This window comes from Nocardia sp. PLKS1-43 (assembly GCF_059510335.1).
This window is the reverse complement of sequence record NZ_JCAJZQ010000013.1, coordinates 46785-69222: the sequence shown is the minus strand read 5'-3', so window position 1 is coordinate 69222 and position 22438 is coordinate 46785. Positions and strand designations below refer to the sequence as shown.

12 protein-coding genes are annotated in these 22438 nt (G+C 67.5%); 5 read left to right on the top strand and 7 right to left on the bottom strand.

Features of this window, described 5'->3' with window-relative positions:
• Positions 1-87: 87 nt before the first annotated feature.
• Positions 88-516, bottom strand: a complete 429-nt coding sequence (locus AC5WS7_RS32815) for a hypothetical protein (RefSeq protein ID WP_495958495.1) — start codon at positions 514-516, stop codon at positions 88-90.
• Positions 517-1214: 698 nt separating this feature from the next.
• Here AC5WS7_RS32815 and AC5WS7_RS32810 point away from each other — a divergent pair.
• Positions 1215-1622, top strand: coding sequence for a hypothetical protein (locus AC5WS7_RS32810; protein ID WP_495958494.1), 408 nt, complete (start codon positions 1215-1217; stop codon positions 1620-1622).
• A 576-nt stretch (positions 1623-2198) separates the two neighbouring features.
• Here AC5WS7_RS32810 and AC5WS7_RS32805 read toward each other — a convergent pair.
• Complete coding sequence (locus AC5WS7_RS32805; RefSeq protein WP_495958642.1) at positions 2199-7022, bottom strand: cation-translocating P-type ATPase; 4824 nt, start codon at positions 7020-7022, stop codon at positions 2199-2201.
• A gap of 547 nt (positions 7023-7569) precedes the next feature.
• Between AC5WS7_RS32805 and AC5WS7_RS32800 the strand changes: the two genes are divergently transcribed.
• Positions 7570-9084 (top strand): MFS transporter, encoded by a 1515-nt coding sequence (locus tag AC5WS7_RS32800; RefSeq protein WP_495958493.1) that lies wholly within the window; start codon positions 7570-7572, stop codon positions 9082-9084.
• A 197-nt stretch (positions 9085-9281) separates the two neighbouring features.
• On the opposite strand, the gene AC5WS7_RS32795 is transcribed toward AC5WS7_RS32800, so the two are convergent.
• Positions 9282-11237, bottom strand: coding sequence for a DUF4118 domain-containing protein (locus AC5WS7_RS32795; RefSeq protein WP_495958492.1), 1956 nt, complete (start codon positions 11235-11237; stop codon positions 9282-9284).
• A 174-nt stretch (positions 11238-11411) separates the two neighbouring features.
• Between AC5WS7_RS32795 and AC5WS7_RS32790 the strand changes: the two genes are divergently transcribed.
• A complete protein-coding gene (locus AC5WS7_RS32790; protein ID WP_495958491.1) occupies positions 11412-13922 on the top strand; it encodes a DUF4118 domain-containing protein in 2511 nt (836 codons plus the stop codon).
• Here the strand turns inward: AC5WS7_RS32790 and kdpC are convergent.
• The 4 genes from kdpC to AC5WS7_RS32770 form a co-directional block, all read right to left on the bottom strand.
• A complete protein-coding gene (gene kdpC / locus AC5WS7_RS32785; RefSeq protein ID WP_495958490.1) occupies positions 13904-14503 on the bottom strand; it encodes a K(+)-transporting ATPase subunit C in 600 nt (199 codons plus the stop codon). The genes AC5WS7_RS32790 and kdpC overlap by 19 nt on opposite strands.
• A complete protein-coding gene (gene kdpB, locus AC5WS7_RS32780; RefSeq protein ID WP_495958489.1) occupies positions 14503-16593 on the bottom strand; it encodes a potassium-transporting ATPase subunit KdpB in 2091 nt (696 codons plus the stop codon). Before kdpB ends, kdpC begins: the two co-directional genes overlap by 1 nt.
• Positions 16594-16596: 3 nt before the next feature.
• The gene (gene kdpA / locus AC5WS7_RS32775; RefSeq protein WP_495958488.1) at positions 16597-18336 is read right to left on the bottom strand and encodes a potassium-transporting ATPase subunit KdpA; all 1740 of its coding nucleotides are present in this window, start codon (positions 18334-18336) and stop codon (positions 16597-16599) included.
• 101 nt (positions 18337-18437) lie between these two features.
• Positions 18438-18578, bottom strand: a complete 141-nt coding sequence (locus tag AC5WS7_RS32770) for a hypothetical protein (protein WP_495958487.1) — start codon at positions 18576-18578, stop codon at positions 18438-18440.
• 631 nt (positions 18579-19209) lie between these two features.
• Between AC5WS7_RS32770 and AC5WS7_RS32765 the strand changes: the two genes are divergently transcribed.
• The gene (locus AC5WS7_RS32765) at positions 19210-20601 is read left to right on the top strand and encodes a DUF1003 domain-containing protein (RefSeq protein WP_495958486.1); all 1392 of its coding nucleotides are present in this window, start codon (positions 19210-19212) and stop codon (positions 20599-20601) included.
• 629 nt (positions 20602-21230) lie between these two features.
• Complete coding sequence (locus tag AC5WS7_RS32760) at positions 21231-22358, top strand: LCP family protein (RefSeq protein ID WP_495958485.1); 1128 nt, start codon at positions 21231-21233, stop codon at positions 22356-22358.
• Positions 22359-22438: the final 80 nt, after the last annotated feature.

The window sequence follows — 22438 nt, the reverse complement described above, 5'->3', positions numbered from 1 at the left end:
GATCGGCATGCCGCCCATAGCCGGCGACTCCTGCGCCCACCATCGATTCCGGGGCGCGGGGAGCGCGAGTCGCTCGACCGGTGAGGATCAGAAACCGACGCCGCTGGAACTGCTTCCGTTGCCGAACAAGCCGCTACCGCCACCATCGCCCCAGCTGCCGGGAGCAACCCATCCGCTGGTCTGCCCGAGATTGTCTCCGTAGTAGCCGCCATCACCGTAAGTGCTGTAACCACCGGGTTGAGCGTCGCCGGTGTGGTGATGATGATGGTGGTGGTTCTGGTTGGCGAGCATCGTGTAGATCATCCATTGCTCCGTGCCCCGCATGTCCCCATGCCTTCCCGTCCAGGCGGCCTGGCCGAGCAGATGATCCCGTTGCCTGCGTCGACGCCGAGATCCGGAGCGCACGACCGCGATCACCAGGAGCACCACGACAGCGAGAACGATGAACGTCACGATCGCTTTATGCATGCCACCAGGATGGTCGTCGCCAACCGGCCCCAGCAACCCATCCACCATGAATTCATCCGCGTTTCGCTGTTCCCGACGAGTCGAGGAACGAACACTGACCATCCCCGAAGGCCAACGACAACTCCGGTTGGCGCAGTGCCTAATGTCCCCGCTGATCCGCGCAGTCTGGCCTGTATCGATACCTTCGGCGCGGACATCTGCGCGCCCGCACCACCAGTGGAATCCCACGCCGCGGGCCGCCCCAGTGGCTCGCAGACCGGTACCGCCGCATGACCATTCACGGTCTCTCCGCCGGAACGCGGCTGTCGGAAACCGTCAAACAGCACCGAGGGACCGGCCGTCACTCCGATCAACCACAAGCGCGACCTGACCAGCCCCCGGGACCAGTCGAACATCGAGCCCGTCGCCGGCGACATCTTTCATCGCCGCCCAACGGTCCCGAGGCTCCGAACTCAGCGTGCACTGCTCTGTGTCGCCTGTGCCACACGGCCGAATTACTCTCCAGCACGGGCGGAATCGAGCTGTTCACCGCCTACCCGGCCACCGCTGGGCAGGATTCCATCCCGCGAGCGGAGTCGGTTTGTCGGCGATCGGGCGGCTAGCCGAGACTGGATCAGCTACGCCCGTCCGATCGACCGCAGTCGTTGACACTACCTATATCCTACTGTGGAATATAGTGAGGCTGCTCGGCAGTCCACCGTCGCTCCTCCGTTCGAAAAGAGGGTTCCATGCCCACGCTCCCATGGATGACGATCGGCGCGCCCACCACACCCGAAGCCCAATGCATGGCCTCACGTCTCGAAGTCAAATCGCTGCTCAGCACACCCGGTTTCCTGATCGCTTCGCTGGCGTTGTGGCGGCAGGCCCGCCGCTCCCCGGGAGCGCTGGGCGTGACTCTGAAGGCCGAGATGCTCAAGCGCACATTCTGGACCTACTCGGCTTGGGACGACAAGGGTGCCATCTCCGCTTACGCAGGCTCGGAGCCGCACAAGTCGACTGTCGAGCGCAAGCGAAAGGTCATGCGGGACAGCACATTCGTGTTCTTCAACGCACCGGTTCACGAGTTGCCGCTGTCATGGGACGAGATCCATCGGCGGATCGCCGAGCAACGGGAATCGGAGCAATCAGGCAACAAGCCTGCCGTGACCGATTGAACCGCGAGGAACACGAGCCAGTCCGCAACGGACCCTCTAAATACAGCGGCGGCGCGGTTGAGCGCCGTCTGCTGGGAGGTACTCCTCGAACCTGCGGCCATTCGCGGGAGATTATGTGTTGCATCCAGACGAGGTTCGCCGTGCGCGCGGCGCGGTCGGCGACCTGACGTTGGTCGGGTATCACCGTGGTGCCGACGGTGATCCGTTCGCAGACCGGCCGTATCGCCAGTGTCACTCGCCGAATCTGCTCCAAGCACCCTGGCATGCCGGGTCGTCCCACGCCATCATCGGGTCGCGGTAGGCCCGCGCGGTTCAGGTGTCGGTGAGGATTTCCTTGTTGGCGCAGCACCATGTCGCAATAGTGCGCCGTCCGTGAGGTGCTGGGTCCGTAGCGACCGATTGAGCAGCGCTCAGCAACTGAATGCCGGGCTACTCGCCGACGCGGCTGTTCGAGTCGCGCTGACCACCGTGTACCGCTTCCTGCGCCGCGCGTCGAGCTCGGGCTGTGGGGTCCTTCTCGTCGCGGATACTTCTGTGCGAGAGCGTTTTGTGCGGTCTTCGATGTCTTCTGCTGGGTCAGCTGCTTGTGCCTGCAGGGGTCGGAGAGGGTTGCGGGCGCGTCGGAAACGGTTGCGGCCGAGCGTCGGTGGGGTTTTCACTCGAAGTGCCGGCGATAGCGGTGATCTTGGTCAGCCAGGTGGGGGCTGCGATCGACAAGGCGGTGGCGGTGGTGGTGGCGGTGAGTACACCGGTCCATGCGACCGGTCCTAGTGGAGTGCAGCCGAAGAAGTGGCTGATGCCTGGGGTTTGCACGATCGCGGCCAAGGTGATCGCGCTGCCGAGTGCGGTGGCGGCCACCAGCGGGCTGTGTTTGCGGGTGAGCAGGGTTTGCGCCAGCTGAGTGGCCACCAATGCGGTCAGGCCCATCGTCGCGGTTCGTCTGCGAGTGCCGGGTGTCCAGTTGCCGATCGCCCATGCGGCGGTGGCGCCGGCGGCGGTGGCGGCGCCGCGGCTGAGGATTTGGTGGACTAGTGGTCGGTCGAGCGAGGGTGTGGGCTCGGTCAGTATTGCGCGCCGGATCGCGGCGAGGGCCTGCTCGGCATCGCCGTTGGTGTCGATTTCGGGTTCGGGTTGTCGCGGTGTCACCGCGACTGCCAGTGCTGGGAACATGTCGGTGAACAAATTCACCAGGAGTAGTTGGCGGGTTCCCATCGGCGCCCGGTCGTGGCCGAGGGCGGTGCCCAGGATGGTGAATGCGACTTCTCCGGCGTTTCCGCCGAGCAGGATGGTCACCGCGTCCCGGACGCTGCTCCACATGTTGCGGCCCTCGATCAGCGCATCGAGCAGCGCGGTGAGATCTTCGCGTGTCAGGACGAGATCGGCGGCGTTGCGTGCGGCGAACGATCCGCGGCCCTGGACTCCGATGCCGACGTCGGCGATGCGGATGGCGGCGGCGTCGTTGGCGCCGTCGCCCACCATGGCCGTGATTCGTCCACCGTGTTGCAGGGCGCGGATAACCTGCACCTTCTGTTCGGGACTCACTCGCGCGAACACCTGTGTCCGGACGGCGAGTTCGCTGCGCTCTTGTTCATCGAGTGCGGCGAGTTCGGCGCCGGTGACAACCTGGCCATCGCTGGGCATCCCGAGTTGACCGGCGATCGCCGCCGCTGTGACGGGGTGGTCGCCGGTGATCAACACGACGTGCCGTCCGGCTGCGGTGAGTTGTTCCAGCAGTGGACGAGCCGACGGGCGGGCGACATCGGCGAGCCCGAGGCAACCGATCAACTCCAGATCCCATGCCGCGGAGTCGATATCGGCAGCATCGGCGTCCTCGGGCGCGCTGGTCCGATCCCAGTCGTGCTGGGCGACGGCGATCACCCGGTGGCCGTGCTCGGCCAGGTTGTGCACCAACTGTTCGGCATGGTCGCGGCCGGCTGATCCGTCGGCGAATCGGCAGCGCTGCAGGATCACCTCGGGCGCGCCTTTGACGATCAACACCGGCGCATGCTGTTGCGATCCAGCCGCGTCGTGCATGGCACCGACGGTGGCGGCATAGCCACGGCTGGATTCGAACGGCACTTCGGCGAGTGCGGTCCAGTGCTCGGCGGCCGGTGTGGCAGTCGCGGCTGTCAAAATGGCCTCGTCGGTGGCGTGCGCGTGTCCTTGGCTCTCGTGTGGTCGTGGGCAAGCCCGGGCGGCTGTTCGGATTACGTGCACTGCCTGCGGCGTGTCGAGGGGTTGTGGTGCGCCGAGGTTCAGGTCGGCGGGCACGGCTGCGACGACGTGCAGGCGGTTCTCGGTGAGGGTGCCGGTCTTGTCGAAACACACGGTCTGCACGCGCCCCAATGCTTCGAGTGTGCGGGGGGCGCGGACCAGCACGCCGCGGCCGGACAGGCGGCGGGCGGCGGCGAGCTGGGCGAGTGTGGCCACCAGGGGCAGTCCTTCGGGGACCGCGGCGACCGCGATGGCGACACCATCGGCAACGGCTTGTCGCAGCGGGACTCGCCGGGCCAACGCCAGGCCGGCCACGGCGGCGCCCCCGGCGAGCGTGAGGGGCAGCACCTTTCCGGTGAGCTGCCGTAGTCGTGCCTGCACTCCCGCCGACGTGCCTGCGTCGGAGACGGCCGAGATCGCCCGCTGCGCGGTCGTGGACTCGCCCGTGGCCACCACGATGGCGCGGGCGTGTCCGGCGACGATCGTGCTGCCTTCGAAAACCATGCTGGCGCGGTCGCCGGCGGCGTCGACGGGCACGGGGTCGACCTGCTTGAGGACCGGCAGCGATTCCCCGGTCAACAGGGATTCGTCGACCTCGAGATCGTCGGCCACCAGCAGTCGGGCATCGGCCGCCACGACGTCCGAGGCGCTGAGGTCGATGACGTCGCCCGGGCGCAGCCGGGTGGCAGGCACAGTCACCGTCCGCTCGGCGTGCCGGGCGGACTGCAGGCGTCGGCGGATCGTGGCCATCGCCGGCACCACGACTCGTCTCGCGAGTTGATCTTGTTCGGCGAACAGGGCGGCGGCGGCGTTCTCGGCTCGCAGTCGTTGCACTCCGCCGATCAACGCGTTGCCCGCCATCACACCGCCGACCAGGATCGCGTCGATATTGCTGCCCAGAATCGCCGAGGCCGCCGCACCGACGGTAAGGATCGGAGTCAAGGGATCATGCAACTCGGCCCGGGTCGCGGCCGCCAATTGCTGCACCGTGCGTATCGGCACCCGCAACGGCGCCAGCATCGCGTTGTCGGACAGGTCCGCCAATCGCCGCCGCCACGGCGACTGGCCGGGTTCGGCCGCCAGCGGCCTGGTGCCGCCGCCGAGACGGGAATAGACGATTTCCGGATCCAAGGCGTGCCACGCCGTCAATGGTTGCGGCGTCGGGTCGGGCAACCGCAGAACCCGCCCGGCGGCTATCGCTCCGGAGACGAGGGCGGCAGCACCGGCGGCGACGACGGGACTGAACACATGGCGCAGCCCGGCCCGGCCGTCGGCGCCGGACTCCCCGGTGACGAGCAGCAAACCGGCCAGGGTGCTGCCGCCTTGGGCCAGACGTACCGAGGATTCGCTGACTTGTCGCGCTGTCGGCAGCGCCGAGAGGATCCGCACTGCGGCGGCGAGGTCGGTGCCGGTGACGATGTCCGCGCTCCATGGCGTGGCCGCCTGCGGATCGTCCACTGCCACTCCCACATCGGCGATGGCCAATGCCGCCAGCGTGTCGGTGGATGCGACATCCGGGTGCAGTGCGGTGATCAACAGCACCGGTCCGCGATCGGCGCGCAGCTCACGCACCAGCGGTAGCAGCGCGGTGCCGGGTGGGTGCGCGGCGGACACACTGGCGGTGAGCTCCTCGGTGCCGACCACGTGCCGTAGTACCACCCGAGTGCCGGTCCGGTTCGCGGTCTGCAGCAACGGGGCCGCGAAAGGATCTATCTCCCAAGCTATTTCGACGTGTCCGACCGTCTGTCCGGCGACGACGAGGTCGGCGTGTTCGACGCCTTGCGCGGGCGCGGAGGACCTCTGTCCGCGATACCAGCGCAGGCGTGCTCCGGTGGCGGGCAGCTCGTCGGGGTCCGGATCCGGGGCTCGCTCGCCGTGCAACAGAGCATCGGCGACTTCGTAGACGCGGTCCTCGTCCCAGCACGGTTGATTTCCCAGCGCTTTGACCACCGCACGTTCCTCGCCGCGCAGAGCCGCGCCGTCGATGACCACGACCTGGATCCTGTCCAGCCGCCGCAGCGCCCCGGGATCCAGTACCAGCTGCCCGGCTTCGGCCAGGCCGCGTCCCAGCTGCGCGGCGAATCCCTCCCGGCCCAGGTGCGCGGCTTTCGGCACCCCGGCCAGTACCGCATCAGCGGCCTCCTCGGCCCCGCCGCCGGCCAGCAACACACCCGCGGCGGCGACCAACGAGGCGTTCGCCGCCTGATTCGCATACTCCTCCACCACACCCGACACCGCTCCCTTGGCGCTGTCGATGGCCGCATCGACCGCCACGTGCGACAGCTCACCGATGCCCGCGGCGTTCCAGCTATGCCGTGGCGCGGGCAGGTCCTTACCTGCCGAGGTGATCACCGGCACGATCGGGGCCTGTGGACGCCGCGGTGAAGCCAGTTCGGGTTCGCGCCGACGCCAGGTCCTGCGATGCGCGGCCGCTTCGGACACCTGAACGCTGCGCTGCAGCAGATCCAGCGCAGGCCCGCCGACCGAGCCGCTCAAGCCGTGCGCCGCCGCGGTCGAGGCGCTCATCACCAGATCCGCGCCGAGCCGGCCCAGCCGCGATTCGAGCAACCCCACCACCCTCGGTTGGTGATTGATCGCTGCCGCAGCGGCCCGCGCGGTCCGCGGCAGCAGCGGTAACCTGCCCATCTGTCCGCCGATTGCCGCAGCCACGGCTGTCACATCGATCGCCGCCGCAGCCAGCGGCATGATCATCGCCAGCGGATCGCCGGGGTCCGCGAAAGGAACGACACGAGAGATCTGCTCTGCACCGGTATCGACGTCGGAGAAATCGTTCGCGGCCGCATGCACCCGCTGCCAGATGTCCGCGGGATCGGCAGAGCCGTCATGCTCGACCACCAAGCGGCCCAAACCGCTCTCCACGTGTGCCGTGCGCACCCCGGGCACCGTGTGGATCATGGTTTCCAGCTCGGTCGCATGGTCGATCCAATGCGGAAACGGCAGCACCGGATCCAAGTCCACATGGAACCGACGGCCGGTGTCCCAGGCCACAGACGGCTCTGCCGGTGCCGAGCCGCCCAACACCCGAAAAGTCGCGCCCCCCACAGACCTCAGCACCGGGCGCGCCACGACCTGCGCCGCCCCGGCTGCCGTCGACGTACCGACCTGCAACACCCGCACACCACAGCTCACGCCCGCAGCCACAGTGGCGATACCAGGGATGTTCATCGCCTCACCCTTCACGTCGAATTCCTGGAAAACCCGCATGGAAAGATGCACCAAGAACAGTACCGCCCGGTCCGCGATCAATCCGGTCCCGACCAGCGCGGCGACACCGGCGTTCGCGCGGGCGCTCGCGCCCGGCGGACGGATCGGCATCGGCGATGTCGTTGCCGCCGACACATTGCCTTCGTTGCGCACGCGGAACGCGGGCGGTCACATGGGTTGCCCGCTGCGGGGAGACGCTCGGCGCCGCGGCCGCACCGATGTCGGGCACGGGAGCGTGTTTCCCAAGCGAGGTTGTCCGAGACCACATTCGCTGGACCGGATCCGCTGCCGTGACATGGCCGCATCCGGGTAGACAGCCGCCGCAACTGCGTTATCGAGGCGTTGACCCGCACACGCCGCACGAGGCTGTGGACGCTCGTATGTGCTGCGACAGCTACGTTCCGCCATTTTCGCCGGGACCATCGGCTCTGATCTTGACGGCGGCGCTCGGGGATAAAAGAAGGACACCGACAATCGGTCGGCCGATACAGCCGATACGGAGTTCGTCATGCCTGGTCTTGGGGATCGCAAGTGGTGGGCGTTGGTCGCGGTGACCCTCGCGGTGCTGGCCGTGGGTTTGGACGGCACCATCTTGAGCGTGGCGTTGCCGACGTTGAGCAAGTCTTTGCGGGCCTCGGAGTCGGATCTGCAGTGGTTCTCCTCCGGCTATCTGCTGGTGCTGGCCGCCGGGATGCTTCCCGCCGGGGTGGTGGGCGATCGGTTCGGACGTCGCGGCACCATGCTGGTCGCGTTGGCCCTGTTCGGGCTCGGTTCGGTCGGCTGCGCCTGTTCCAGGACACCGGGTGAGTTCATCGCGGCGCGAGTGTTGCTGGGCCTCGCCGGTGCTGGGGTGATCGTGATGGCGTTGTCCGCGATCACGGTGTTGTTCACCAAGCAGGAACGACCGAAAGCGGTGGGAATCTGGGCGGCGGCGAATTTCGTGGCGTTGCCGATCGGGCCGATCCTGGGCGGCTGGTTGCTCAGCCACTGCTGGTGGGGCTGGGTGTTCTTGATCAACGTGCCGGTCGCGGTGATCGGCTTGATCGCGACCGCGACGCTGATACCCGAATCCCGGGCGGCCGCGAATGCGGCTTTGGATCCGGTCGGCATGGCGTTGTCGGTGGGCGGCCTGGCCGCGTTGACCTACGGGTTGATCCTGGCCGGTGAGTTCGGCTGGAGCACCGCCTCGGCGTGGGGGTGGATCGCCGCGGGGCTGGTAGTGCTGATCGGGTTCGGGGTGTGGGAGCATCGCCTCGGCGCGGATCGGGCGCTGGTCGATATGAGACTGTTCGGCAACGCATCGTTCACTTGGGGAGTCGTTCTCGCCGCGGTCGGTGTCCTGGCGATGATCGGGGTTCTGTTCACACTGCCGCAGTACTTCCAGGCTGTGGCCGGCACCGACGCCATGGGATCGGGTGTGCGGCTGCTGCCGGTCGTCGGCGGATTGATCGTGGGCGCCTTACCCGCCGACCAGATCTGCCGCCGGATCGGGGCGAAAGCCACGGTCGCGATCGGATTCGCCGTACTCGCAGCAGGTTTGGCGATCGGAGCGCGCACGAGCGCCGATTCCGGCACCGCGTTCCTGGCGACCTGGACCGCCCTGACCGGGGCTGGGCTGGGGTTGTCGATGGCCACTGCGGCGTCCTCGGCGCTGTGTGAACTCTCGGCGGAGCAGAGCGGAGTCGGCTCCGCGGTGATGCAGGCGCTGCAGAAGACCGGAGGCCCGCTGGGTGCGGCGATCATGGGCAGCGTGCTGTCGTCGGTCTACCGGCACCGGCTCGCGCTGGATGGTCTACCGAAACCTGTTGCGGCGCAGGTCGAGAAAAGCGTGTTCGCCGGTGTATCGATCGCCGGGCGGTTCCGATCACCGCAGCTGCTGGGTTCGGTGCGGACCTCGTTCACGCACGGTATGGATACCGCCCTGCTGGCCTCGTCGGTGATCGCCCTGCTCGGTTTTGTGCTGGCGTTGGCGTTCCTGCCTTCGGTCAAACCCGTTCGATCCCGGTCCATGGCCACCGAATAAGCGCCTCGGCGCGGCCTCCAACCGCCTCATTTCGATGGGTCGGGTTCGAGTGCAGCAGTGATTATCCGGTCAATCGCAAGTGCGGGCGTCGACAGTTTCGCGGCTCACGATCCGCGCGAAGTCGAATGAACACGTCGCCGCCGCCGGACGGCGTGCCTGCCGGGCGGCGGTGGAGTGCGGTCGGCGCTCGTGACGGGTTATTCGGTCCGGTCTGGCCCGGGGCCGGGCGTGTTCGCGGTTCGGTTCGCGGGATAGGTGTCTGGTGTCGGTCTCGACGTATCCGTCCAGTTCTCGGGTGAAACGGTCGGGGTCTGGAAGGATGGTGTGGCGCAATGTAATTCGTGCAGCAGGTTGCGCTCGGTGGCGGTGCGTAGTTCGGTGAGGAACGTGTCGAGCAGGTGGTGGTCACGGGTTTTACTGGTGGTCGAGACCAGTAGTGTGCGCTTGGTGCCGATGGCGATTGTCTCGGTGGCAAGTACGAGGTCGCTGGGTTCGGTTGTGCCGCTGCTCGCTTCGACTCGCCAGCCGGTGTCTGCGGAGCGCAGTACGGCTACGGCGGGGAGATCGAAAGCGCGGCGGATGCTTTCTGTGGTGCTGGTGAGGTCGTCGAGGTGGACGATGGCGTCGGCGGACAGGCGGGCCAGGTTGCGTGCCTGGGCTGTGGTGCGGGCCGTGCGCAGGCTCTGGCGGATCAGTAGGTCGACCAGGCCGCCGACGACTATGGCGACGCCGCTGAAGGTGATCAGCGCGATCAGGTCGACCCAGTTCGTGACGCGCAGGGTGTGCAGGGGGATGGTGAAGTAGTAGTCGGCAAGCAGCACGCTCACCGCGGTGGCCAGCAGCGCGGGCAGCGCGCCGCCCAGCAGTGCCGCGCCCACGACCCCTACCAGGTTGCACAGCAGTGCGCCGGTGAGCCCGACCGAGGACCGTACCGGGGTCAGTGCCAGGGTGATCGCCAGCGGCGCCGCCACCGCGAGCGCCCAGGCAGCGGTTCGCCGTGCGGTGGGCATCTGAGCGGGCTGGATTCTGGGCATCGTGAGCGGGAAATCCAGGTGCCGGTGGCGGGCGGTGCGTGGCGGGATGATGTGCACTTCTACCGGTCCGGCGGTACGGATTGCTTTGTTGATCACCGAGCCGTGCAGCAGCTCTTGCAGCCGGGAACGGCGGGTCGCGCCGAGCACCAGCTGCCGGGCGCCGCTGTTGCGGGCGAAGTCCAGGACCGTGGTGGCGACGTCGATGCCGGCCAGCTCGGTGAACTGCCCGCCGAGCTCGCTGAGCAGGCGGCGTTGTCCTGCCAGCCACGCCGGCTCGGCGGTGTCGAGCCCGCTGGGTTCGCGCACGTGCACGCCGACCAGTTCCGCGCGGAGTGAGTCCGCGATGCGGGCGGCTCGGCGTAGTACGTGCTCGGCCTCGGGGTCGCCGGTCAGCGCGACCAGCACGCGTTCCGCGGCCGTTGCCGGGGCGGCGCTGTGCGCAGGCGCGTGCGGGCGATGCCGGTCGCGCAGCCACCGCGCGGCCAGCGTGCGCAATGTGGCGAGCCGGTCCGCGGTGAAGAATCCGCTCAGCGCCGACCCGGCGCTGCCACCCAGGACGTCGGTCCCGGCGATCCGCGCCCGTAGTTGCTCGGGGGTCACGTCGAGGAATTCGATGTCGTCCGCAGCGGTGACTACGGCGTCGGGAACCGTTTCTGCGGTGGTGATGCCGGTGATCGCCTCGACGGACTCGTTGAGGCTGTCGATGTGGGCGATGTTGAGCGTGGTCACGACGTCGATGCCGGCGTCGAGTAGTTCGGCCACATCCTCCCATCGCTTCTCGTGTCGGCTGCCCGGCACACACCGGTGGGCCAGCTCGTCCACCAGCGCTATGGCCGGGCGCTGAGCCAGCACGGCGTCGATGTCGAGCTCGTCGAAGCTGCTGCCCGCGTGCGGGATCCGGCGCGGTGGGATACGTCGAATCCCGGTCAGGAGCGTTTCGGTGTCGCGGCGGCCGTGTGTCTCCACTACGGCGATGACGACATCGGCGCCGTGGCCGGCCAGGCGGCGCCCCTCGGCCAGCATGGCGTAGGTCTTACCGACTCCCGGCGCGATGCCCAGATAAATACGCAACCGGCCCCGGCGCGACCGGGCCGGGCTGGGAGCCGCGGAGTTGGTCATGGTGTTGCTCCCGTTCGGGAAGCTGTCTCGGACGCCACGTGACAGTAGGGTCCGGCGCGGACTGCGCTGAAGGGGCCAAGGTCATCAACCGGGGCGACGTCGGATGCTTTCGGTATTGCCCCGATCCGGCGAGCCTGGACGCACAGGACAGTTGCGAGGTGTGGGAGGCGGGCGGTGACGCGGGGACGGTTGCGGGTGTATCTGGGTGCCGCGCCGGGGGTCGGTAAGACCTACGCCATGTTGTCGGAGGCTCATCGCCGGGCCGAGCAGGGTTTCGACTGTGTGATCGGGTTCGTCGAGGCACACGGGCGGCGCCCGATTCTGCGGCTCGCCGAGGGGGTGGAGACGGTCCCGCGTCGGATGGTGCCCTATCGCGGTGGCCTGCTGCCCGAGATGGACGTGGATGCGGTGCTGGCCCGCAATCCGCAAGTGGTGCTGGTCGACGAATTGGCCCACACCAACGTCCCGGGCTCACGCAACGCCAAGCGGTGGCAGGACGTCGAGGAGCTGCTCGAGGCCGGCATCGACGTGCTGAGCACGGTCAACATTCAGCATCTGGAGTCGTTGGGGGATGTGCTGGTGCGGATGACCGGGGTGCGGCAGCGCGAGACGGTGCCGGACGTGGTGGTGCGGCAGGCCGATGAGTTCGAATTGGTGGATCTGACGCCGGAGGCGCTGCGCCGCCGGATGGTGGCCGGGGACATCTACCCGCCGGATCGGATCGACGCGGCCTTGTCGCACTACTTCCGTCCGGGCAATCTCACCGGTCTGCGGGAGCTGGCGCTGCTGTGGCTGGCCGACCGGGTGGATGAAGGACTGCAACAGTATCGCGCCGAGCATGGGATCGACGCGCCGTGGGAGGCACGCGAGCGCATCGTGGTCGGCGTGTCCGGCGGGCCGGAGTCCGATGCGCTGATCCGGCGGGCAGCGCGGCTGGCGGCGCGCACGCCCGGCAGCGATCTGCTGGCGGTGTACGTCGCACGCAGCGACGGGCGGCCCGGCGCCGATCCGGTAGCGCTGAGCGCCTACCGGGCTCTGGTCGAATCGTTGGGTGGCAGTTGGCATCAGGTAGTCGGGACGCAGGCCAGCGATGCGCTCGGACAGTTCGCGCGACACGAGAACGCCACCCAGCTGATTGTCGGGGCGAGCCCGCGGACCAGCTGGCGGGCGCTTCTGGGCGGGCGGGAACTGGTCGCACGCCGAGTGACCCGGCTCGGCCCGTCGCTGGATGTGCACGTGGTGACCGACGAACAGCCGGCACGGCCGACGATGCGGATTCCCGCGATGCGCGGCCTCGACCCGCGCCGGCGGTTCGCGGCCGCCGCTTTGATGCTGGCGTTGCTGCCGACGGTGACCTGGCTGCTGGTCCGGCTGCGCCACCAGATCACCCTGCCCAGCGACATGCTGGTGTATCTGCTGCTCGTGCTCGCCGCTGCCGCGGTCGGCGGCCTGTACCCGGCGTTGCTGACCGCGATCGCCGCGGCCGCGGCGGCCGACTGGTTCCTGACTCTCCCACTACACACCTTCCGGATCGCCACCGGCAGCAACGTCGTGGCCCTGCTGGTCTATCTGGCGACAGCGCTGCTGGTCAGCTTCTACGTCGAGATCGGCGCACGCCGGCGGCGGGCGGCCACTCGGGCCACTGCCGAGGCTGCGGTGGTGACACAGATGGCGCAGGTGGCGTTGCGCGACCGTGGTCGCGGCACCCTTGCCCGGTCACTGGAGTTGCTGCGCGAAAGCTTCGGGCTGACGGCGGTGAGTTTGCTGGAACGCCCCGCCGGAACACCTCCTGTCGGGGGAGGATGGCAGGTCATCGCCAGCTCGGGAGAGCGGCCGCCGGAGCGGCCGGAGACCGCCGACGCGCAGGCCGTGCTCGGACCCTCCACGGTGGTGGCCGGGCGCGGCGCGGCCCTGTCGCCCGCCGATCTGGAGATTTTCACCGCCTGCGCGGTACAGGTCGTCGAGACCGTCCGACAATGGAAGCTGGCCGCACGTGCCACCAGCGCCGAGCACCGCGCCGGTACCGAGGCGGGGCGGGTCGCCTCGGCCGCGGCGGCCGGGCAGGCGCTGACCGATCCGGTGACCTCGATCCGGCGGACCTTGGCGGCCCTTCGTCGCACCACCCCCGCGTCCGGCGGTGCCGTCGAAATCGACACCGGCACGGTGGAATCACTCCAACGCAACACCGATCGCATCATGGTCTTGGCCGGTCAGCTCGATGACCTCGCGCGTGCGCGCGCCGGAGCGTTCGATGTACACCTACGACGGGTGGATGTCGCCGAGGTGGTGGCGGCTGCCCTGGACGAGCTGGGACCGGGACATGGTGCGGTGGATGTCCGGATCCCCGCCGAGCTACCAGCGGTGGTCGCCGACGCCGCCATACTCACCAGGGTCATCGCCGCGCTGATCAACGAGATGGTGCAGGGCCAGAACGCCGGCACGGTGTCCGCGACTGCACAGCAGGGCGCCGGCCGTGTGCTGATCCGCTTCGACACCGAGGGTGCGGCAGCGGAATCGGAGCAGACCGGTGGCTGGGCATTCAGTGTGCAGGTGGCCCGCGATCTGATCGAGCTGATCGGAGGCACGCTGCGCGTCGAACCCGGCGCACACGCAGGTTCGTGCGTGATCGTCGAACTTCCGGCCACGAACGCGCACACCCCGGACGATCAGCGGGCCGGCAGCTGATCGAGTGCAAGGTTGAGATCGACCACGTCGACCCTGGCCTCGCCGAGGAATCCCCACGTCCTGTTGCGGGTATCGGCCCGCAGCAGCGCCCTGACAGTATCGAGGGGAAGGTGGCGGGCGGCGGCGACCCGGGGGGATTGCAGGTCGGCGTTGGCCACCGAGATGTCCGGGTCCAGTCCCGAGCCCGAGGCGGTCACCGCATCGGCCGGGATCACCGCCTCGGCGGGCAGGCCGTTGAACGCCCGGTACGCCGCAGCTCGTTGCGCAAGGCTCGTCAGCAACCGTGGATCGCTCGGGCCGAGATTGCTTGCGCCGCTGGCTATCGCGTCGTAGCCGGCGCCGGCGGACGAGGGGCGAGGCTGGAAGTACCGCGGCAGCGGATTGCCGGCTGCGTCGCGGAACTCCTGTCCCAGCAACGCTGAGCCGACCACCCGGCCGTGTTCGGTGAGCAGTGAGCCGTCGGCCTGGTGCGGGAAGGCGACCCGGCCGATGCCGCCGACCAGGAGCGGGTATCCGATGCCCAGCACCACCGTGGCCAGCAGCACCAGCATCATGGCGGGAACGAGTTGCCGTCGCACCATCAGTGCACTCCTATCGGTCCGACGATCGCGATATCGATCACCTTGATCAGCACGAATGGGGTGATCAATCCGCCGATGCCGTAGATCAGGACGTTGCGGCGCAGCATGGCCGTGGCGCCTATGGCTCGCACCTTCACTCCGCGTAGCGCCAGCGGGATCATCAGCACGATGATCAGGGCGTTGAAGATCACCGCGGACAGGATCGCCGAGTGCGGGTTGTGCAGGTTCAGGATGTCCAACGTGGCCAGCTCCGGGAAGACCCCGTGCAGCATGGCCGGGATGGCGACGAAGTATTTCGCCACATCGTTGGTGATCGAGAACGTGGTCAGCGAGCCACGCGTGATCAGCAACTGTTTGCCGACCCCGACGATCTCCATCAACTTGGTCGGATCACTGTCCAGGTCGACGAGATTCCCGGCTTCCTTCGCCGCTTGCGTCCCGGTGTTCATGGCCACCCCGACATCGGCCAGCGCCAGCGCGGGCGCATCGTTGGTCCCGTCCCCGGTCATCGCGACCAGGTCACCGCCGGCTTGGGCGGCGCGGATGCGGACCATCTTGTCTTCCGGCTTTGCCTCGGCGATGAATTCGTCGACACCGGCCTCGGCGGCGATGGCCGCCGCGGTGCTCGGATTGTCGCCGGTCACCATCACGGTGCGAATTCCGAAGGGCCGCATGGCAGCCAGCCGTTCGGCGATACCGGGTTTGACGGTGTCCTTGAGATGGATCACCCCGAGGACCCGGGATCCTTCGGCCACCACCAGCGGCGTGCCGCCGGTCGCGGTGATCGAATCCACCAGGCCGGCCAGATCGCCGGGCACCGCGCCGCCCCGCTCGCTGGCCCACTGGCACACCGTGACCACCGCGCCCTTGCGGATCGAGCGATCGCCCCAGTCGATGCCGGACATGCGGGTCTGCGCGGTGAACGGCACCAGCCGCGCGTTCGGCAATTCCCTTGGCAGGCAGTGGTATTCACGGTGCGCCAGGGCGACGATGGAACGTCCCTCGGGGGTTTCGTCGGCCAGTGACGACAGTAGCGCGGCCTCGGCGAGGGTGTGTACGTCGACGCCGCTGACCGGCAGGAACCGGGTGGCCATCCGGTTGCCGAAGGTGATGGTGCCGGTCTTGTCCAGCAGCAGGGTGGTGACATCTCCGGCCGCCTCGACCGCCCGGCCGGACATGGCCAGCACATTGTGCCGGACCATCCGGTCCATGCCCGCGATGCCGATCGCGGAGATCAGCGCGCCGATCGTGGTGGGCGAGAGCAACACCAGCAGCGCTACGAGTTGCACGATCGGCTGTTTAGCGCCTGACCGGATCGCGACCAGCTGGAAGGTGCTCACCGCGATCAGGAAGATGAACGTCAGGCTGATCAGCACCACCGTGAGCCCCAGCTCGTTCTGGGTGCGCTGCCGGTTGGCGCCCTCCACCAGAGCGATCATCCTGTCCAGGAACGTTTCTCCGGGCTGTGCGGTGATCCGCACCACGATGCGATCGGACAGCACCACGGTGCCGCCGGTCACCGCGGACCGGTCACCGCCGGATTCACGGACCACAGGCGCCGATTCACCGGTCACGGCCGACTCGTCGACCATCGCCATCCCCTCGATCACCTCGCCGTCGCCCGGAATCGCCTGTCCGGCAACAACGACGCAATGGTCGCCGATCTGCAGCCGAACCGACTCGACGTCGGTGACCGTGCCATCGGCCTGCAGCACGTGCGCGACCGTCTCGCGCCGTGCCCGGCGCAGCGTGTCCGCGTGCGCCTTGCCCCGCCCTTCGGCCATGGCGTCGGCGAAATTGCCGAACAGCACCGTGAACCACAGAAACAACACCACCAGGCCGTTGAACAGATCCTCCGACGCGGTATTGCGCGGTGCGTCCCGGACCAGCAGCAGCGTGGTCCAGATGCTGCCGATGTAGACGACGAACATCACCGGCTTGTGCACCATGCTCCGCGGATCGAGCTTGACGAACGCGTCGAGCACAGCGCGGCGCACGATCCGCGGATCCGCGATCGGCAGTGTGCGCAACCTGCGGGTCTCCCGGCCCATGTGCCGCCCGGGGACCGCTGTGTGCTCGGTGGTGACCATGTGTCACATCCCGAAGTGCCCGGAAAAGTGCTCGGCCAAGGGGCCCAGCGCCAGCACAGGGAAATAGGTCAGGCCGACGAAGATGATCACCACCGCCCCCAGCAGCGTGGTGAACAGCGGGGTGTCGGTGCGCAAGGTGCCGGCGGTGACCGTGTAGGTGCGTTTGCGGGCCAGCGAACCGGCCAACGCCAGCGCCGGAATTATCTCGAAGAACCGGCCCACCCACATGGCGACCCCGAGCGTGGAGTTGTACCAGCCCGTGTTCCCGGACAGCCCGGCGAACGCCGACCCGTTGTTGTGCGCGGCGGAGGTGTAGGCATAGACCGCTTCGGTCACCGCGTGCGGCCCGGTCGCCGAGATCTGGTGGGAGGCGACCGGCAGCAGCAGGGACACCCCCGCGAAGGTCAGCACGGTCACCGGCAGCACCAGAATATAGATCGCGGCCAGCGCCATCTCCCGGGCCAGGATCCGTTTACCCAGGTACATCGGCGTGCGCCCGACCATCAACCCGGAAATGAACACCGTGATCAGGACGAAGATCAGCATCCCGTACAAGCCGGTGCCGGTGCCGCCGGGCACCACCTCGCCCAGCATCATGTCCGACATCGACAAGCCACCACCGAGCGGGGTGTAACTCTCCATCGCCGAATTCACCCCGCCGGTCGAGGTGGTGGTCATCGTCGCCCCACTCAACGCCGACCCCGCCGCCCCGAAGCGCATTTCCTTGCCCTCCAGATTGCCACCTGGATCGGTGGCCGTGACGGTCTGATTCACCCCGAGAGAGGCCAGTTTCGAATTGCCATCGGCCTCCAGCGCCGCGACGCCCGCGACCGAGAGAGCGAACAGGCTCGCCATCACGGTAAGCACGACGGCCGCCTGCCGTCGCGACCCGATCAGGCGGCCATACGCCCACGGGAACGCGAACGGGATCGCCGCGGCCAGCCACAGCGACAGCACGTTCGTCACCGGGTTCGGATTCTGGAACGGGTGCGCCATATTCGCCGCGAAGTACCCGCCGCCGTTGTCGCCGAGCATCTCGATCGCGGTCATACTCGCCACCGGGCCACCCGGAATCTGCTGTGTCGCACCGGAACCCGTAGCCACGGCGGCAACCGTCGGCACCGCCTGGGTGCCATGGAAGTTCTCGATCACGCCGGCGGCCAGGAACACCACCGCGAACACCACGCTCAGCGGCACCAGCACCCGCACGATCGAGCGCACCAGATCAACCCAGAAGTTGCCCAATGTGGTACTGCGAGTACGGATCACGCCGCGAACGAAGGCGACCGCCAGCGCCATGCCCATCGCTGCCGACAGGAACTGGTGCACCATGAGCCCGGCCATCTGACCGAGCTGACTCATCGCCGATTCGCCGGAGTAGTTCTGCCAATTGGTGTTGGTGACATAGCTGATCGTGGTGTTGAAAGCCAGGGCCGGGCTCAGACCCACGCGGTGATCCGGGTTACCGGGCAGCAGGTGTTGCAGCCGGAACAAGACATAATTCAGCAGTGCACCGACCAGCGTCACCGCCAGTGCGGACCCGACATAGGCGACCCAGCGCTGCTCACCGTCCGGATCGATCCGCAGGCATCGGTACAGCAACTGCTCCACCGGTGCGAAAGCCTTGTCGCCCGGCGCTTTCCCGCCGCCGTAGACCTTCGCCAGATAGGTTCCGAGCACCGGCGTACTGACGATGAGGAGCACCGCCAGCGCGGCGAGCTCGCCCCAGCCCGCGCCGGACATCTACAGTCTCCCGCACTGGATGAGACCGTAGATCAGATACACGCCGAGACCGACCGCGACACAGATACCCGTCACATCGTCCACCGACATGAGAGCGCCCCTCAGCCTTCGTCGCCCTCGGCACGCCCGACCTCGCTCAGCGCCTGCTCATCGGGCCCGATCAACGTGTCACAGCCCCAGACGAACAGCACCGTCACCCCTGACAACGCCAGCAACACGACCACGAAAACGATGTCCTGCACGATCGACCTCCGCTACACCGACCGGTACAAACGTGCATCTCACGCTACGGTCGCCCGATCGCCCGATCGAAGGGCCGGAAGTCCTCACTACCATCATCCACTCGCCATCCACGCGCAACACACGCCGCAGTCGCGTCCGACCGCACGGGAGCTGAAGATCGCGTGATCGCATTCGATCGATCATCGCCAGCGGATACGCTAGCCGGACGACAACCTCGAGCAGGGGCGACCACTCGCAACCCCGCAGATGCTGAGCGAGTCAGATTGCCATCAGCACGAGCGATCACCGGGCCCAGCAAGTTCTCGATTGACACCGCGTTGTCACCCGATCCTCGGTAACCGCCCCCGGACTTGAATCGAACGCCGAATAATCGAGCATCGACAGCATTATTGACCGGCATACCGACGCCATCGGCACGATGCCCGTCGGAACCAGGACGCCCGACGCCGTCCCCGCGCATGTTCACCGCGATCACGAAGCCCCGGCGAACCGACCTCCCGCCCCGAACTAGATTTCGGTCAGCCAAATATATTCTTTTGGGTTACCGTGGTCGGGATTGAGGGCTGGGGCTGGCCTGGTGCGCGAATTGCAGTGGAGCACTGTGGAACTGGGCGTGAGGAGTTCAGACTGTTGAGCAGCAGTATTGAGGTGCCCGAGGTGCAGCGGTCGCCGGCGGTAATAGCCGATGAGCGGATCGGCGTCAATGATGCTGTGGCGGCAGCGGTGACACGTTGGATGGGGTCGATGCCCGCCCTGTATGTGGTGTTGGCGGTCTTCGCTGGGTATATGGCGCTGGCGACCTGGTGGGGTCCGCTGCATAGGCTCGATGCGTATCCGTTCCCATTCCTGTTGTTCCTGAACAATGTCGCGCAGCTGGTGCTGTGCTTGATCATCCTGGTCGGGCAACGGGTCCTCACCGCGGCAGCCGACCGGCGTTCGATACAGACCTACGAGAACGCCGAGGAGATCTTCGCGCAGGTCGCGGATCTGCAGGCGCACCTGGATCGGCAGGATCGGGTCCTGAGCCGAGGCCTGAGCTTGCTCGAGTCGAGTCCGCATCCGTGGATCGAGCAGCATCGGGTGCTTGATCCACCGCGGGCGGCGGATCAAGCGGTTACGCGCAACGATCGAATCGCGGTGTGGTTGACCGTGCGGTTGGGCAGTGTGTGGGCGTTCTATCTGGCGGCCGGGACACAAGTGTTGTGGATCGTGTTGGCCGAGGCCGGGATTCAGCGGTTCGACCGATATCCGTTCCTGTTCATGTCGTTTCTGTCGACGCTTGCGCAGTTGGTGTTCATGATCGTGATCATGGTGGGGCAGGACGTACTGGGGCGGTCCGGCGACCGACGTTCCGAGCAGACCTTCCTCGATGCCCAAGCGGTGCTGTACGAATGCCGGCGGATGGAGGCCAGGCTGATGGCGCAGGATCGGGTGCTCGACAGCCTGACCGGCTATGTGACCGGGCAGGTGATCGAGCAACTGGCGCAGGCAGTGCACGACACCAACGAGCGTGTCGCGCATCAGGCGCGGGTCCATGCGGCGATGGGCAGCGGGCAGGTGCCCGCCGAGGCCGAGCTGCTGCGCCGGTGGGACGACCTGCCGGATACCGAGCGCGCCGGGCATCGAGCTCAAGCCCGGCGGATCGGCGAAAACCTCGCCGGCATCGGCTGTTTCATGGTGCCCGCCCTCGACCCGGTCCTGGACATTGTGCTCAGTGACGCGGAGGTCCGGGTGCTGGCCCGGCTCGAATACGAACGCTGGATGACGCAGAAGATCGCGTCACGAGCAGACACGACCGATGGTGATGATGATGCGGTGCCGTTGGCGTGGGATGAACTGCCGGACGCCGCGCGGGTGCCGCATCTGCAGGCTGCGCGGCGTGTCCCGGGGATGGTGGCCCGTGCCGGGTTTCAGGTGTTGCGCGGTACTTCCGAGGCCCCGGCCTCCGACGCCGCTTCGGTTCCCAAGCCGACCTCATATCACGTGAGGATCGGGGCTTGGGGCGAATCGTCGCTCGGCTGAGCGCCTTTCGTTGACCTCAGCGCGTTGCCCCGTACAGGGCGGGTGGAACCGGCCACAATGATTGTGCCGTCGTGCTGGACAATGCGCGCGGAGAGTGTTGTCCGGTCCCTCGAAGCGCGCTTCTGCTCACCGACACGGCAGCGATGCCACGTTACGGTCGAGCATCCACTGGCGATATTCCGTGCGGGGATCACCCGGCCCCGGCACGGACGCGCTGTACATTGGCGGGCCAGGTGCCTTGCTCCAGGAGTTCGACCGCACCCGCCACTACTCGGGAACGCTTCGAAACCGTACGCCCGAGCAGGTGACCCCGTGGAACTGGAGGACTCATGAGCGGCGACTGGCCGGACCCAGACGGAGCGCGCCGGCAGCGACGGGTGAACCCCGGCTATTCACCGCCACATCGGCCGCCAGGCCTACCAGCCGGGGCACGATGGCAGCCACCGGAAAATATGCGGCTACGACGGCCGGTGAACCCCGGTGCTCCACCGCCACGTCGGCCTGCCGACCCACGGGCCGGGCGCTCATGGCAGCCACCGATGAACCCGCCTCCCAGGCCGCCGGCACCGCCCGCTATACCGCGCAGACGCACACCGCGGCGATGGGGGCGGGTCGCGTGTCGGGTACTGGTGTTGGTGATTGTTCTGGTGGTTGCTCTGGCCGGGTACTACGCGTACCTGTTCACGGACATGTCCGGCACGATGGCCTCCTCCCATGCCCTCGACGACGCGACCGCCTCGTCCAACGGCACGAACGTCCTGCTGATGGGCCTGGACACCCGCAACGATCAGAACGGCGAACAGCTGCCGGCGGCGATTCTGTCCCAGCTCCATGCCGGAGACGGTGACCAGGGCGGTTACAACACCAACACCCTGATACTCATCCATATCCCCGCCGGTGGCGGCAAGGCACAGGCGCTGTCCATCCCCCGTGACGACGCGGTGCAGGTGCCCGGCTACGGCCTGATGAAGATCAAGGAAGCCTACGGCAACGCCAAAGACGCCGCCGAACAAGCCGCGCACGGACAGGGAGTGACGGACCAGCACCAACTGGAGACCATCGGCCGGGAAGCCGGCCGAAAGCTGGAACTGGAGACGGTCCGCAACCTCACCGGCGTGTCCATCGACCACTTCGCCGAAGTCAGCCTGGCCGGTTTCTACGATCTGGCCAACGCTCTGGGAGGCGTTCAGGTCTGCCTGAACCACGCAGTCGACGACTCGGCCTACTCCGGCGCCGTATTCCCCGCAGGAGTACAGACGCTCAACGGCGCGCAGTCACTGGCGTTCGTGCGGCAACGACACGGCCTGCCCAACGGCGACCTCGACCGCACTCACCGGCAGCAAGCGTTCCTATCCTCGGCATCGCACAACGTCCGCAGCCTCGGCACGATCCTCAACCCGTTCAAGATGACCGACATGACGAACGCGGCGAAACGAGACATCGTCATCGACAGCCGGTGGAACGCGGTATCCATGGCGCTGCAGTTGCGCTCCCTCACCGGCGGCAACACGGTCTTCCAGACACTGCCGATCGAGGGCTTCTTCACCGTGAACGGCGAATCCGCCAACCGCATCGACCCGGACACGATCCGCGGGATCATCCAGTCGACATTTTACGGCACGAACGCCGCGACCAGCGCAAGTTCCGGCTCCGGTGACAGCTCTGGCACCAACGGAGCACCCCAGCCATCCAGCCCGGGACCCAGCGGTGCTCCGGTGAACTCCGATTCGACCGGCGCAGTACCCTGCGTGAACTAGATCGCGTGGCCCTGCGCGCCGGCCCCGATCGCAGCACCGCACAGTCAGACCGCGCGGCCGGGTAGAGGGCTGCCACGCCA